Genomic DNA, 14,811 nt, shown 5'->3' with positions numbered 1-14,811 from the left:
CTTTATGAAAAAAATCATCCTTTTCTATTAAAAAGAAGTCCTCATTTCCATTTAAAAAGGAGATGAGGCTTTTTTGCCTGTTTAAAAAAGAGAATATACCTTAAATGAAATTGCTTAATGAACAATCCCGTAATGTTTATAATCATTTCATTTCGTCTTTTTAAGGGGATAAACTATTTCCTGACTAAGCCATACACAAAGGGCTATCAGTTCGTTTGCTTGCTACTTACTAGCTCGCTGGACAAAGCCAACTTTTTTGCCGTTTTTTGTAGGATTATTGGGGAGAGACAGCGTTGTAATTCTTGTGCGAAAAGATGTAGTTCATTTGAAATGATTGGATTCATCAAAAACGCCACCCTTTCTCGTAAACGAATATTTTTACAGAAAGAATAGGAAATAGGATTTTTTTGATTTTTGGGAAATTAGTTTCGTTAGCTTGACGGACATGTGACGGTACCCCTGTTGGAAATACATTAATTTCCGCTTCAATCAACGAGAGAGCCCTTTTATCAAACATACCACTAATAAAATCATGCTGATAGAAAAGATGTTATCTCATTGAAAATCTATATTCTAAATGAAAGACACACACATTGATTCTTTGTGCTCTTTATTTTTCATAAAAGTAATAATAAATATTGATTTTTAGTTATATATAACTATAATAGAGTAAAGTAGCTGAAGTGATGAACGGTTGAATGGATGTAAGCTAGTAGTGAAATACCTTTGTATCACTACTTACTATAGGGGATTTTATTAGATTTTTTGCCCTCCTTATTATTATACGAAAAGCCCTCGAAACTTCTAATTGTGTATAGTCTAAAATACCTAATTCTAGAATAGCTTCAAGTTACTAACCGAATAGAAATACGAAATGGAATGTATGTATTCAAATGAAAAATAATATTATGCAAAGTTGAGGGGAAAAGATGGTCTTTTTCATAAATAAATCTAACAACTGGGATCAATATATAAATGCTTCAGAAACAGACTTACCTAAAGTGGGGGAACGAGCGAAGGAGCGCTTATCGTTCTTAGGTGTTGACCAAGAAACGCTTAATAGGGTAAAACAATCAGCGAATATATTAGCTCCTTTTAAGAAGGAAATGATTGATAAATTTTACGGAAGAATACAATCTGAACATATATTTAATCAACTTATTGTGCAACACGCCACAGTCGATCGTCTAAGAGAGAAGATAGAACAATATATCGATCAATTTTTAGAAGCGGAAGTAGATCAGCATTATATCGTGACGCGAATAAAAATAGGGGAGTACAATAGTCGAATTAATTTGACAGCAGAAAATTTTGTTGCTGCACATGATTTGCTGATTCAGATAATGACCACAATTTTAATGGAAAAACTACATCGACATCCTAAGCGTATGATAGAAAGTGTGGTTGCTGTACAAAAGCTAGCAGCCTATGACAAACAATTAATCGTTGAAGTATATATGGAAAATACGTTTAAATACTTTTTAAACGAAGTATCCGACATGTTAAATGATATGATGAGTTTAGATACAATCAAACAACTGCTTTCGAATATGCAGAAAAAGATAGATGAGACCCATAGTGTAACTGCGGCAACGGAAGAAATGAGCGCTTCTATACATGGGGTAGCAAATTATGCAGTTGAAGTAGCAGAAGGAACAGATGAGGCGGTTCATTCAGCGGAAGAAAGCGGAAAAGTCGTAGATGAAACGATGGAAGATATAAAGCAAGTCGGTCATGTATATGGAAAAATTGTAAAGAATGTAGAACAACTGAATCAAGAAATTGACTATACACAGGATATTGTGAGAATCATTAAAGAAATCGCTGATCAAACCAACTTATTAGCACTTAACGCATCCATTGAAGCGGCTCGTGCAGGGGAGCATGGACGTGGTTTTTCGGTAGTTGCTTCAGAGGTGAGAAAGCTGTCAGAGCATACGAAGGAAGAAATCGTGAAGATTATTGCTAATATGGAGTCATTGCAAAATGTATCTTTGGAAGTCATTGAAGGGATTGACCAAACGGAAAAATTAGTTGAAAAGAGTGTTGTAGGGGCAGAAAGTGCAAGTGAAGCATTAATCAGTATCGTTGAAATGATGAAAGGGATTAATGAATCAACCTCCCAAATCGCAGCGATGAGTGAAGAGCAAACCGCTACGATTGTGGACATCGCTTCACGAAATGCCAGTATCTATGATAATAGTGTGGAATCACAAGAAATATCAAAACGAACAGCAAAAACATTTTTTGAAATTAGTAATAAAATGGATACGTATCGAAAAAAATTCTTAAATATCAATGTGAAACTAACATCAAAAGATATTTTAAAAGTGGCGAAAACGGACCATTTACTATGGAAATGGCGAGTGTATAACTTAATTTTAGGTATAGGGACGATCGACTCAAAAGAAATGATTTCACATAAAGAATGTAGGCTAGGCAATTGGTATTACGGAGATTTACCTAATCATGTGAAAAGCAAAAAAACATTTAAAGACTTGGAACAACCGCATATGAAAGTACATCAAAGTGCTCAACTGGCAGTGAAATGTTTTGAAATGAATGATCCTATAGGAATAGAGAAAGCCTTTGAAGAATTAGAGAAATATTCCGAAATTGTTTTGGGTTTATTAACGGATTTAGAGAAAGAACTTTAGTAATAAATAGAAGCGCAATAATCCTTGTATTGTAAGGATTATTGCGCTTTTATAATGCTATTTTATTTGTATGTTTAAGGTAATGGCTATAGTTTATATTGTTTGACTAATGCATCTAGTTCTGTAGACAGGGTAGCTAGTTGCTCTGTTCCTTGAACGCCAGCTGATGCCTCTTGTGTAATAGCGGTAATTTCTTGAATGGAAGCATTGATTTCTTGTCCTTCTTCCGCCATACCTTGAACATTTTGCATCATACGCACTACATGATTCGCTACTTGTTGCATTGCTTCATTAATAGATTTAAATGTTTCTGTTGTTTGTTGTAATTGAGCAGATCCTTCTTGTATTTTCATAAATCCAGTAGCGTGGTACGTATTTAAATTCAAGCTGTTGTTGGTTTGGGCAAGTGTACTGATCATTTTCTTCATCATAATCCCCTTTCGCTATATTATATTCGTTTTGCCTCTTCGGTTTCCTCTGTTTTTTTACATACATGTTGTAAGGCCTCTCACTTAAGGTTCACAAGGTTATCTTCATAATTTTGTTCCAGCATCGGTTAAGATATGTTTTAGTAACTTCAAATAATGGTGGTGGTAATCTTGAAGTTATCGGTCGTACTGGTTGGTGACCGGCTTCATTTCTTGTGGCGCGACTCTAGCCCATCATTTACATGGAGCGGACCTTTCCCCCTTATTTCTGATGATGTTGAAGTATTGGGAGGTTAGCTGGAGCCCTATGCTATAACATTCTTTACCTTTAATATGTGACCCATACTTTTTTTCAACTAATTCCCGCGATTGCTACACTTCTACTAAACACTTCCATTGCCTGCTCTCTAATTCAGTGGATAAAGAAACAGCAGGAAAGCGTATTGAAGAACGCTCGGCTGCTGTTTGGGACATATAACGGTTTTGGCATTCTTATAATAATCACTTTTTAAATAAATTGAAAATAGCTAACTATTTGCTTCAATTTCTGCCCCTGTAAAAACAGTTTTTTCTACAAAAGCCCCTGTAGCTTGGGGATCTGTAGATAATATTTGTCCAGTAAGATAGTAAGTATTCACACCAGTAGGCGGTGAGAGGTCTACAAAGGTAAAGGTAGTAGCATTGCCATTTACAAACCCGCTATTCACTACTACATCTTCAATCAGGAAGATTGATGAAGTGAACGTAGGGTCATTTCTAAATATTTGGAGAGCAATTTGTACAAAACCTGGTGCAGGCGCACCTGTAGATACCCTTGTCTGAACTGTTCCAGTAAACCATACTCGGTCACCTAAGTCATCAATATTTAATGTGACAGTAGCTAACAGTGTTGGTAACAACGTAAGCTCAATAAAAGTAGGTATAACGATATTTTGATCAAATTCCGTCAATAGCCCGCTGCTTGCCGGAGGTTCTTTTTCTCTCTGTGGCTCTGGTGGACAAACTGCTTTTATCTTAGTATATTTTTTACATTCTTGTTCTGAACAGCATCTTTGAACGATTTTATAGGTCTTATTTCTATGCATAAACTCACCCCAAAAAGTTTCAACTTATTATCTCCATAATATGTTTTATAGGGAATTACGCTAGGGCTAATGGAGAAATTCCTTTATGAAATTTGTTAACTGCATGAAGAAGTGGATTGATTCATAGAAGGGATGTTAGCGGCTTTGATATACAGACTTACAAATGGTTCTAGATGGCAGTCGACTTTTCTTTACTTCTACTTATCTTAGAGTGTTTTAATATCCAAATGTATGGTTATGTCATAGCTAGTTACGGGGGTGAATTCTTTCTTTCGTTTGAAGCACGCATACCAAAATGGACAAAGTGAGAAATAAATAAGCATAATCCTTAATTTATAATTTAAGTTCTTTTTAGTAATATCAAACATAAAATTTTTATAGAAGTTTGAAGAAAGGCGCCTATTAGATGCATGAAATGTCATTAATGTATGAAATCATTCAGCTTGTTTCAGAGGATGCGAAATTAAGAGGTTTTCAAAAAGTAAAACAAATCCAAGTGATTGTAGGAGATTTATCAAACGTGTTGCCAGATGCGTTAGAATGGGCATTTTTGTATTTTTGTAAAGAGAGAGCCTGTCTTCTGAATGAAGAATCACAACTAACAATTATCCGTGAAAAGGCAATATCACAATGCCAAAACTGTTTATTTCAGTTTGAACCGGACTATCGCATCGCCCTTTGTCCAAAATGCAATTTACTAGATAGTCTGATTATATCAGGAGAAACATTTCAAGTTGAATTTTATGAAGGAAGTGATTAGTTTGAAAATAAAACTTAAAGAAGAAGTATTAACCGATCTGAATGCAGCGGCAACATTTAATCGGAATTTGTTTAAAGAGAATAAAACACTAGTAATTAATTTAATGAGTTCACCTGGTGCGGGTAAGACAACCCTATTAGAAGAAACAGTTAAAAGACTAGCGGACAAGTTCAATATTGCTGTGATTGAAGGAGATTTAGCGACAGAACGAGATGCAGAAAGATTACGCTCTCTTGGAATCAAAACAGTTCAAATTAATACTGTGGGTGGTTGTCATCTAGATGCAAGAATGATTGCCAAGACTATTCCAGAATTCAACTTTGAATCTATTGATATACTCTTTATAGAAAACATTGGTAATTTAGTTTGTCCTTCTGGTTATGATTTAGGCCAAGATTATAAAGTTGTCGTTTTAAGTGTTCCAGAAGGTAATGATAAAATACCGAAATATCCTGTCATGTTTCGAAGAACCGATTTAACGATTATTAATAAAATAGATCTTTTGCCATATGTAGCTTTCAACATCGAAGAGGCGAAACAAGATTTAGCACAAATTAATCCCACCGCACAATTCAAATTAGTATCTGCAACGACAGGGGAAGGTATAGATGATTGGATTAATTGGATTAAGGATGTTTATCGTACATGTATCAAGCATTAAATGTCGTTGTGCAGGGAAAAATACAAGGTGTAGGTTTTCGTCCTTTTGTGTATGATCTATCAAAAAAGTACGACTTAAAAGGAACTGTACAAAATACCGTTGACAGTGTATCAATTATTATAGAGGGTGAAGAAGAAAGACTACACGAGATGATACACGAATTAAAAAGTAATCCACCAAAAATATGCAACATCACGGATTTGGAAATACAAAAAATACCGCCTCATTATTACAAAGATTTCTCTATTCTTCAAAGTAAAGAAAGCAAACATCCTACGACTCTTGCTATTACTCCAGATGCTGCAATTTGTGAATTATGCTTAGAAGAAATGATGAATCCACAAAATCGCCGTTTTCAACATCCATTTATTAATTGTACTCAATGCGGTCCACGTTATACGATAATACATCGTTTTCCATATGATCGTCCTCAGACGACTATGAGTAAATTTCCGATGTGTTCAGACTGTCAAAATGAATATCATAACCCAAATAATCGACGGCACCATGCACAACCAATTTGTTGCCCTAATTGTGGACCAACATTGAATCTACTAAATACAAAAGGTGAGTTAATAGCGCATAACCTTTTCGCAATCGCCAAAACCACAGAGTTATTGAAACTCGGGAAAATCATTTCCGTTAAAGGAATAGGCGGTTATCATCTTGTTTGTGATGCCACCCAAGAAAAAGGAATAGATTTACTACGGAATCGAAAAAAACGTCCTCAAAAGCCATTCGCTATAATGGTAAAATCACTAGAAGTCGCGCGGAAATTTTGTTATATAACATCTGATGAAGCCGTATTATTAACAAGTTCAGCAAATCCTATCGTTTTATTGGAAATGAAGAAAGAAAATTTATTACCACTTAATATTGCTCCTGGATTAACCAAGCTTGGAGTTATGTTACCCTATACACCTATTCATCATCTGTTATTTGATACGCCAGAACTGGAATGTCTAATTATGACAAGTGCCAACAGAAGTGGCTCTCCCATTTATTACAAAGATTCAGATTATGACGGTTTGAGTGAACTTAGTGATTATATCTTAACGCATAATCGTGAAATTGCACATCCAATTGATGATTCAGTAATACAACATAATGGAGAGAATACGGTCATTATTAGAAGTGCTAGAGGTTTGGCACCTGAAGTAATTAAATCCAATATGAATGTTTCAAATATTATTGCTCTTGGTGGAAATCAAAGAAACGCATTTGCTATAGGGGGTCAAAAAGGTCTAGTACTTAGTCCGCAAATTGGAGATTTAGAAAATGAGGAAATGATGAATAGCTTGAACAAACAGCTTCAATCTTTTAAAGAATGGTACACTGTTGACGAAAAATATATCGCCGTTGATATGCATCCTTTATACGCAACTACTATACTGGCAAAACAATCGAAAAGTGAAGTAATACCGATTCAACATCATCACGCTCATCACGTATCTTGTATGGCAGAACATAATCTCAAAGAACCATGTTTGGGTATTATTTTAGATGGTACTGGTTGCGGTAATGACGGTCATATTTGGGGATTTGAATTTTTATATGGAGATGCAAAAAGAATCAGAAGATTAGGCCATTTAAAGTACACACCTTTACCTGGAAGTGAAAAGGCAGTTAAAGAACCGTGGCGAAATGCAGTTGGGATGATTGTTTCATCTTTGAAAGAAGAAGGAAATAGATTTGCTACACAACTTTTCCCTGAAAAATCAAACGAAATTCATGTCATAGAACAAATGATTCTAAAACAATTAAATACAGTAATGGCAGGAACTTGTGGACGCTTATTTGATGCGGTTAGTGCAATATTGGGCATCTGTACAAGTTCTACTTATGAGGGAGAAGCAGCAATCAAGTTATCTGATTACTTAACTCGTGACACAATGAATAAATCAACGAAGGATATGTATTCCTTCGAAATTATAGAAAATCCTCAAGAATTTGTACTTGATATGAGTGCTATGATACGTCAAATAGTCATTGATAAATTAGAACAAAAACCTATTGTCCAAATCATCCAAAAGTTCCATCAAACGATTGTTGAAAGTTGCGTTAAAATGATTGTATTAATTGTGAAAAAATCCCCTGTTTTAAATAGAAATGTCGTTCTTTCGGGTGGCTCGTTCCAAAATAACTATTTGTCAATTGAAATAACGAATAAGCTTCGTGAGGAAGGGTTTCAAGTATATACACATCAAAAGATTCCATGTCATGATGGTGGCTTAGCTATAGGACAACTTTTAATTGCTGCACATAAAATTATAGATAAAAATAGTTAGGAGAGACTTGAAACAATGTGTATAGGGGTTCCTGCTAAAGTAATAAAAATAAAAGCGGAGAAAGCATTAGTGGATGTAATGGGATCAAAGATGTTTGTTGGAATCGTTTTTGTACCAGAAGTTCAATTAAACGATTTTGTTTTGTTACATGCTGGGCAAGCCATGACTATAGTTGATGAGAAATTTGCAAAAGAGAGTATGGAAGAATGGAGGAATATAATGAATGGAACATCTGATACATTTATCTAATCCTATTATTCTACGAAAATCTTTGGAAGCAGTCATTCAACTTGCTGAGCAATATAAGAAAGAAAAAGGTAGAATCCCTGTACTGATGGAAGTATGTGGTTCACATACAATGGCTTTTGCAAAAACTGGTATTAAAACAAGACTGAAAGACCATGTTCGTTTAATCGCAGGACCAGGATGTCCAGTTTGTGTAACAGATCAAAAATCCATAGATACCATGATAGAATTATCGCGTGATACCAATCGCATTCTTTGTACATTTGGTGATATGGTGCGTGTCCCAGGATCAAAGTTTTCTTTAATGGAGGCAAAAACAGAAGGCAAGGATATACGAGTTGTGTACTCCCCGTTAGACAGTATTAAAATTGCAGAAGAGAATCCAGGAAAAGAAGTCATTTTTTTAGGTATTGGTTTTGAAACGACTATACCTATTCTTGTGGCAACTATTCAGGAGGCAGAAAAAAAGGGATTAACAAATTACACTATTTGGATGACAACGAAATTAGTGGAGCCTATACTAAGGACGCTACTTAATGGCAAAGAGATTAATATAGATGGTTTTTTATTACCTGGTCATGTTTCTGTGGTGACAGGAAAGAATAGTTTTGATTTTTTAGTAAAAGAGTACGGTATTTCTGGTGTAATAACAGGGTTTGAACCAGTTGAATTGTTAAGAGCGATTTATAAACTATTACAGCAATTATTAAGCGGAAAAAATGAAATTATTAATGATTATAAATATATGGTCAAAAATGACGGAAATATAGTCGCGAAAAAGTTGATGGAAAAATATTTAGATTACCACGATGAAGCATGGCGCGGTATAGGCGTAATTCAAAACAGTGGCTTCATTTTAAAACCTGAATATGCGATATTCGATGCAAAGAAAAAGTTTCATGTGTCTGTTGAAGAGCCGCGAAAAACAAAATGCCGCTGCGGTGAAATTATTCAAGGGGTAATAACACCTGAGGAATGTATCCTATTTAGTAAAGGGTGTACACCATTATTTCCAATTGGTCCTTGTATGGTTTCGGCAGAAGGTACTTGTGCAGCACATTACCAATATATGAAGGAGGGATAATTTGGTGCAGCGTATTAGTTTAACACATGGAGAAGGCGGCGAGTTAACTCATCGGTTAATTAAAGATGTTTTTATCGAATCTTTTGGTAATCTTCAGCACACACAACTTGATGCAGCAATCATTAAATTAAACGCTTCAAAATTAGCAGTTACAACAGATTGTTACGTTGTAAAACCCTTATTTTTCCCAGGTGGAGATATTGGTAAGCTTGCTATTACGGGAACAGTCAATGACTTAGCAGTAAGTGGTGCAACACCTCAAGCTATTACTGCAGGTTTTATTCTTGAAGAAGGATTTCCAATAAGGCAATTAAAACTTATCGTTAAAAGTATGGCGGAAGAAGCCAAAAATGCAGGTGTGTCAATTATAGCTGGTGACACGAAAGTAGTAGAAAAGGGAAGTGTTGATGGATTATTTATTAACACAACCGGAATTGGTTTTATAAAAGAAACACATCAATTGTATCCAGAAAATATAAGCGTGGGCGATATGGTAATTGTAAGTGGAACAGTTGGAGACCATGGTATTGCTATCGTATCTGCACGCGAGGAATTGGGTTTGATGACAGATGTACAAAGTGACTGTGCTTCATTAAATCATTTACTACAAGAGCTTTTAGAGCAAGTGGATGGGATTCGTGTAATGCGTGATCCTACACGTGGTGGTGTATCAACGGCACTTGTCGAACTATGCGAAGAATTGCATTGTACAATTGAAATAGAAGACCGTTCAATTCCTATTCGGCAAGAGGTAGAAGGAGCATGCGATATTTTAGGTTTTGACCCACTCTATCTTGCTAATGAAGGTAAAGTATTGCTAATTGTTGACAAAAATCAAATAGATTGTGTTTTAGATATCCTACAAAATCACGAACTAGGCAAAGATGCAAAAGTAATTGGCCAAATTACTGAATGTCAAAAAGAAGAGGGGAAGGTGTTATTAAAAACACCTATAGGTTCTACAAGACGTCTTTTCCGTCTTTCAGGCCTGCTATTACCTAGAATTTGTTAATGAAAATAAACATGAAGCATAAAATGTGTGGAGTCTCTCTAATTAGGAGGAAAACATGCAAAATATCGAGATGCTTCGATGGCAGTTGAACAGCCTTGTTTCGCAAGTACAACAAGATATTTATACACTTTCTACAACTAATCAATCATCAATAACCCCTGTAATTCTTCAAAGGTTATGGGATACAACTTCTAGTATCCATTTCATTGGTGAATTACTTGTCAATCAAGCTTTAAATTGTTACCAGCCAATATCTGATAATTCACAAATAATTTCTGTAAACAGTACCCCTAAAAACACTCAAGTGCCACCTACTACACCTCAATCGCCAAATCAATCCATTCCACATTTAAACGGACGTAATTTTACAATAGGAGAATTAGCAAATTTCAATGGTAAAAATGGAAATCCTGCTTATGTTGCTGTCAACGGCACTGTTTATGATATCACCAATAATCGAGCATGGGCAGCAGCGACCCACTTTGGTTTACTAGCTGGTAAAGAATATTCACAAGAATTTGCTTCATGTCATGCTGGACAACAATCTATTTTAACAACTCTACCTGTTGTGGGGAGGTTATATCTTGAATAAGCTTATTTTACCGCCGGAAGATTTAAGTAATGAAGCTATTTCAAAAAGGTTAACGACAAATGCGTTAAATAATGTGAACAATGGACTGATTAACAAAAAGAATCTTGTGTATTTAGAACTGAATGGTTGTTCAGGAAATATTATATCTTTGTTAAACGGGCAAAATCCAGACTTTGAATACGCTTTTACATCAATGGTCAATATTCTTTACAGTAATTCGTTAATGGTTTCGGAGGGTGAAAAAGCTATTGCAAAATTAATGAACGCACTAGAAGGAGATTATATTTTAGCCGTTGAAGGGGCAGTAGCCTTAAAAAATAATGGTCTTTACAACATCATTGGTAGTTGGAAAGGAAAACCGTTAACAGGACTAGAAGCAATCAAGTTGTTAGGAGAAAAAGCATCACACATATTGGCAGTCGGTGCATGTGCTACACATGGTGGAGTGTCAGCAGCAAAACCAAACCCATCTGAATCAGTAGGTATAAACAAAGTTCTAACAAATAAAAAAATGATAATGTTACCTGGTTGTCCTGTACACCCAGATTGGTTTTTAGGAACCTTAGCCCATCTTTTATTATATGGGGAGCCAGATACAGATAGCTTAAACCGCCCATTGATGTTTTATAGTACGCTTATTCATGACCGTTGCCCAAGAAGACCGTTTTTTGATCGGGGAATTTTTGCGGAGAAATTAAGTGATAAAACTTGCTTATTCAAACTTGGATGTCGTGGCCCAGTAACGAGAACGGATTGTCCGACAAGGCAATGGAACGGACACGTAAATTGGCCAATTGGGGATGATACACCTTGTATTGGATGTGCGCAATTTGGTTTTCCAGATGCGATGGCTCCTTTTATTAGCTATGACACAACGAGAGTGGTAAAAGATGAATAAAAGAATTATCATAAATCCTTTGACACGTATTAGTGGTTTTTTAGAAATTGACGTTCGGATTGAAAACAATGTAGTTGTGGATGCAAAAACAAAAGGAAACTTATTTAGAGGATTTGAACAAATGTTAGTAGGTAGGAGTCCTTTTGATGCGGTTTACTTTACACAACGAATATGTGGAATTTGTTCGGCGGCTCATTCTATGGCTTCCTCACTGGCTTTAGAAGATGCACTAAAAATTGAGCCTATGGAACAAGGACGCTATTTACGAGATATCATTCATTGCTGTGAGTTTTTACAAAATCACATTCGTCATTTTTATCAATATACTGTTCCAGATTATGTTAAATTAGGTCAAAATACACTCTTAGAAACGGATCATCATGATTTTCGATTAGCTAAAGAAATGAATAATCGGATTGCACAGCATTATTTAGATTCACTCGCTATCAGTCGTTCGGCACACCAAATGTTAGCGGTATTAGGAGGGAAAGCACCACATAATCATGGGGTGTTTATCGGTGGTATTACAACAAAAGCAACATCTGAGAAGGTAGCATTGATTGATTCACTATTACAAAAAATTGTAGAATTTATAGACGAAAAAATGATTCCTGACGTTTATGATATTGCTCATTATTATCCCGAATATTTTCAACTAGGTGGAGGGTACGGTAACTTACTATCTTATGGTTCATTTCATAATTATAAAGAGTTAGGAACACTGTATACGAATCCACTTGTTCTATCCAATAAAGGACTAGAAGTGTTTAACGAAAATAATATAGAAGAAAAAATAGATTATTCTTATTACAAGTTGTCAGAGAAAACTGATAAACAAAATCAATTGGCTCTAGAACCAGACATGGATAAAAAAGGGGCATATTCTTGGGTAAAGGCACCACGATATAATGGACTTCCTTTTGAAGTAGGACCACTAGCAAGACTAATTTTAAGTGGAAATTATATAAATCGTATTTCAGCAATGGACCGTACAATTGCCAGAGCATTAGAAACAAAGAAAATTGCAGAAATTATGAAAATACTACTGAAACAAATTATACCGGATGTGGAAATGCAGCAAAAATACGACCTCCCTTTATCAGCATCTGGTAGGGGACTAGTAGATACTACAAGAGGAGCATTAGGGCATTGGCTAGAGATTAAAAATCAGAAAATTTCCTTCTATCAAATTATAACACCATCAACATGGGATTTTTCAACCCGAGATGAGAATGGTTATAGAGGAGTAGCTGAAGAAGCGCTAATTGGTACACCGATAGCCAATCCCGATGAACCAGTTGAGATTGGCAGAATACTACGTTCTTTCGACCCGTGCATGTCATGTGCAACACATGTATACAGCCCTGGAAAAAAAGTGAAAACTATACAGGTGTTCTAATGGAAAAAGTTATCGTACTTGGTATTGGAAATCGGTTAATGATGGATGATGGGATTGGCATTTATTTAGTGGAAGAAATGATGCGAGATGCAAGTGCACAAAATATCCAGTATATTATCGGAGAGTCAGACATCGACTATTGTATTCAACAAATCGAAAATGCAACGTTTGTTATTATAATAGATTGTACCATTACAGGTGGGCAACCAGGAGAGATAACAATTCATTCATTAGATCATCTTGTTGTATCTCGTTCATTCGACTTTTCAGTTCATAATCTTCATTTATTCCAAGTATTGTATCAATTGAGAAATCAAATTAAAGGTTATCTAATTGGAATTGAGCCATATAAAATATCATTTAATTTTGGATTAAGCAAAGTCATAGAAAATAAAAGAAATGAAATCGAAAAAAATGTAAAAGAAGTGATTCAACAGTTAATCAACATAGCATAGAGACCACTCTATTAATGGTGGCCTCTATGCTATTTAGTAAGCGGAAAAGGAGACTTTGGACGACCCAAAAAAAGGAAGCAACAGAGTAAAATTTTTAACAATCCCCCTATTTAAATGATAAAAGCATTGCGCATTTGAAACCTTTCAATCTCATCATTAGTGAATAAGAATTTGCCTATTTTTAACGTTAATAATCCGCATTTTTTTTCAAGCAGTGTTTGGGACGCTTTCTATATGTATTATTGATAGCGTTTCGTTAATTTATCTTTATGACTTTCCATAATTTCTGTCAAATCAATTTCGTATTTGTCTGCTAAAATAAATAAATTATCCAATACATCCCCCAGTTCTTCTTTCAAGTTTTCGATTTGTTGTTCTTTAGATTGTGTAATTTCATCTGGACGGTCGCGACCAATCTCAAGTGTACGAATGGCTTTTGATACTTCACCTACTTCTTCTGTTAAAAAATTCACACGAATAAATGGATTTAAGTCATACCAACCTCGTTTTTTATAAAATTCTGTAATCCATTTTTGATATTCTACAATATTCAATGCAATCTACTCCTTATTTTTCTATAATGATAATAATAGCATGAAGGAGGCGTTAAATTTGAATATTGCAGTTTATTGTGGCGCGAGTTTAGGAAACAATGAAGATTATATTGAAGCAGCAAAAGCGTTAGGTAAGTGGATTGCCAATCATGGTCATACGCTAGTGTATGGTGGGGGAAAAGCAGGATTAATGGGCGTCATTGCTGATGAAGTTTTATACCATAATGGTGAAGTAATCGGAATTATTCCGACATTTTTAGTAGACCGAGAGCTAAGTCATCCAAATTTAACTCGTTTAGAAATTGTAAATTCAATGTCTGAAAGAAAAAATAAAATGATTGAATTAGGAGACTGCTATATTGCATTACCAGGTGGACCAGGGACATTAGAAGAAATATCAGAAGTTATTTCATGGGCAAGAATTGGGCAACACAAAAATCCATGTATCCTGTTCAACGTAGCAGGTTATTACGATAAGTTAAAGGATTTTTACAATGGTATGGTAACAAGTGGATTTTTAACAATGGTTGACCAAAAAGCGATGTTATTTACGGATTCCATTACAAAAATGGAACAATATATAAAAGAATTTACACCGGTCTCGGTAAGAACATATTAATGATACATAATAAGCGCACCTTTTCCGTTTCAAACCTTTCACAAAAGCATGTTAATCAACAAAATGGCTCTTT

At 35.1% G+C, this 14,811-nt stretch carries 15 protein-coding genes; 12 read left to right on the top strand and 3 right to left on the bottom strand.

The window, feature by feature from the left end; genetic code table 11:
* Positions 1–929: 929 nt before the first annotated feature.
* Positions 930–2,657, top strand: a complete 1,728-nt coding sequence (locus FC748_RS09685; protein ID WP_108030436.1) for a methyl-accepting chemotaxis protein — start codon at positions 930–932, stop codon at positions 2,655–2,657.
* A gap of 86 nt (positions 2,658–2,743) precedes the next feature.
* Here the strand turns inward: FC748_RS09685 and FC748_RS09680 are convergent, their stop codons facing one another.
* Entirely contained in the window at positions 2,744–3,085 is a 342-nt protein-coding gene (locus tag FC748_RS09680) for a hypothetical protein (protein ID WP_108030437.1), read from the bottom strand.
* A gap of 527 nt (positions 3,086–3,612) precedes the next feature.
* Complete coding sequence (locus FC748_RS09675) at positions 3,613–4,170, bottom strand: hypothetical protein (RefSeq protein ID WP_108030438.1); 558 nt, start codon at positions 4,168–4,170, stop codon at positions 3,613–3,615.
* A 406-nt stretch (positions 4,171–4,576) separates the two neighbouring features.
* Between FC748_RS09675 and FC748_RS09670 the strand changes: the two genes are divergently transcribed.
* The 10 genes from FC748_RS09670 to FC748_RS09625 are packed head-to-tail and all read left to right on the top strand — an operon-like array spanning position 4,577 to position 13,565.
* On the top strand, positions 4,577–4,930 hold the full coding sequence (locus FC748_RS09670) for a hydrogenase maturation nickel metallochaperone HypA/HybF (protein ID WP_108030439.1): 354 nt from the start codon (positions 4,577–4,579) through the stop codon (positions 4,928–4,930).
* A 1-nt stretch (position 4,931) separates the two neighbouring features.
* The gene (hypB, locus tag FC748_RS09665; RefSeq protein ID WP_024363295.1) at positions 4,932–5,591 is read left to right on the top strand and encodes a hydrogenase nickel incorporation protein HypB; all 660 of its coding nucleotides are present in this window, start codon (positions 4,932–4,934) and stop codon (positions 5,589–5,591) included.
* Positions 5,576–7,879 (top strand): carbamoyltransferase HypF, encoded by a 2,304-nt coding sequence (gene hypF / locus FC748_RS09660; RefSeq protein ID WP_108030440.1) that lies wholly within the window; start codon positions 5,576–5,578, stop codon positions 7,877–7,879. Before hypB ends, hypF begins: the two co-directional genes overlap by 16 nt.
* A 15-nt stretch (positions 7,880–7,894) precedes the next feature.
* A complete protein-coding gene (locus FC748_RS09655) occupies positions 7,895–8,128 on the top strand; it encodes a HypC/HybG/HupF family hydrogenase formation chaperone (protein WP_024363297.1) in 234 nt (77 codons plus the stop codon).
* On the top strand, positions 8,103–9,209 hold the full coding sequence (gene hypD, locus FC748_RS09650) for a hydrogenase formation protein HypD (RefSeq protein ID WP_025219111.1): 1,107 nt from the start codon (positions 8,103–8,105) through the stop codon (positions 9,207–9,209). Before FC748_RS09655 ends, hypD begins: the two co-directional genes overlap by 26 nt.
* Positions 9,210–9,213: 4 nt before the next feature.
* Positions 9,214–10,221, top strand: coding sequence for a hydrogenase expression/formation protein HypE (gene hypE / locus FC748_RS09645; protein ID WP_024363299.1), 1,008 nt, complete (start codon positions 9,214–9,216; stop codon positions 10,219–10,221).
* A gap of 55 nt (positions 10,222–10,276) precedes the next feature.
* Positions 10,277–10,813 (top strand): cytochrome b5 domain-containing protein, encoded by a 537-nt coding sequence (locus FC748_RS09640; protein WP_024363300.1) that lies wholly within the window; start codon positions 10,277–10,279, stop codon positions 10,811–10,813.
* Positions 10,806–11,711 (top strand): hydrogenase small subunit, encoded by a 906-nt coding sequence (locus tag FC748_RS09635; RefSeq protein ID WP_025219112.1) that lies wholly within the window; start codon positions 10,806–10,808, stop codon positions 11,709–11,711. The genes FC748_RS09640 and FC748_RS09635 overlap by 8 nt, the downstream gene beginning before the upstream one ends.
* Entirely contained in the window at positions 11,704–13,110 is a 1,407-nt protein-coding gene (locus FC748_RS09630) for a nickel-dependent hydrogenase large subunit (protein ID WP_025219113.1), read from the top strand. The genes FC748_RS09635 and FC748_RS09630 overlap by 8 nt, the downstream gene beginning before the upstream one ends.
* The gene (locus FC748_RS09625) at positions 13,110–13,565 is read left to right on the top strand and encodes a hydrogenase maturation protease (RefSeq protein WP_108030441.1); all 456 of its coding nucleotides are present in this window, start codon (positions 13,110–13,112) and stop codon (positions 13,563–13,565) included. Before FC748_RS09630 ends, FC748_RS09625 begins: the two co-directional genes overlap by 1 nt.
* 239 nt (positions 13,566–13,804) lie before the next feature.
* On the opposite strand, the gene FC748_RS09620 is transcribed toward FC748_RS09625, so the two are convergent.
* On the bottom strand, positions 13,805–14,119 hold the full coding sequence (locus FC748_RS09620; RefSeq protein WP_024363304.1) for a MazG nucleotide pyrophosphohydrolase domain-containing protein: 315 nt from the start codon (positions 14,117–14,119) through the stop codon (positions 13,805–13,807).
* 58 nt (positions 14,120–14,177) lie between these two features.
* On the opposite strand from FC748_RS09620, the gene FC748_RS09615 reads away from it, so the two are divergent.
* Positions 14,178–14,738, top strand: a complete 561-nt coding sequence (locus FC748_RS09615; protein ID WP_108030442.1) for an LOG family protein — start codon at positions 14,178–14,180, stop codon at positions 14,736–14,738.
* Positions 14,739–14,811 lie beyond the last annotated feature (73 nt).

This window comes from Lysinibacillus sphaericus (genome assembly GCF_005217585.1).
GTDB lineage: Bacteria > Bacillota > Bacilli > Bacillales_A > Planococcaceae > Lysinibacillus > Lysinibacillus sphaericus.
The sequence above is the reverse complement of the archived record's forward strand: the minus strand, read 5'-3'. Positions and strand labels throughout refer to the sequence as shown.

What these genes read in the sequence shown, in the direction of transcription:
- FC748_RS09685 (WP_108030436.1), top strand. Translation starts at nt 930, where the DNA reads ATGGTCTTTTTCATAAATAAATCTAACAACTGGGATCAATATATAAAT.
- FC748_RS09680 (WP_108030437.1), bottom strand. Translation starts at nt 3,085, where the DNA reads ATGAAGAAAATGATCAGTACACTTGCCCAAACCAACAACAGCTTGAAT.
- FC748_RS09675 (WP_108030438.1), bottom strand. Translation starts at nt 4,170, where the DNA reads ATGCATAGAAATAAGACCTATAAAATCGTTCAAAGATGCTGTTCAGAA.
- FC748_RS09670 (WP_108030439.1), top strand. Translation starts at nt 4,577, where the DNA reads ATGCATGAAATGTCATTAATGTATGAAATCATTCAGCTTGTTTCAGAG.
- hypF (WP_108030440.1), top strand. Translation starts at nt 5,576, where the DNA reads ATGTATCAAGCATTAAATGTCGTTGTGCAGGGAAAAATACAAGGTGTA.
- FC748_RS09655 (WP_024363297.1), top strand. Translation starts at nt 7,895, where the DNA reads ATGTGTATAGGGGTTCCTGCTAAAGTAATAAAAATAAAAGCGGAGAAA.
- hypD (WP_025219111.1), top strand. Translation starts at nt 8,103, where the DNA reads ATGGAACATCTGATACATTTATCTAATCCTATTATTCTACGAAAATCT.
- FC748_RS09640 (WP_024363300.1), top strand. Translation starts at nt 10,277, where the DNA reads ATGCAAAATATCGAGATGCTTCGATGGCAGTTGAACAGCCTTGTTTCG.
- FC748_RS09630 (WP_025219113.1), top strand. Translation starts at nt 11,704, where the DNA reads ATGAATAAAAGAATTATCATAAATCCTTTGACACGTATTAGTGGTTTT.
- FC748_RS09625 (WP_108030441.1), top strand. Translation starts at nt 13,110, where the DNA reads ATGGAAAAAGTTATCGTACTTGGTATTGGAAATCGGTTAATGATGGAT.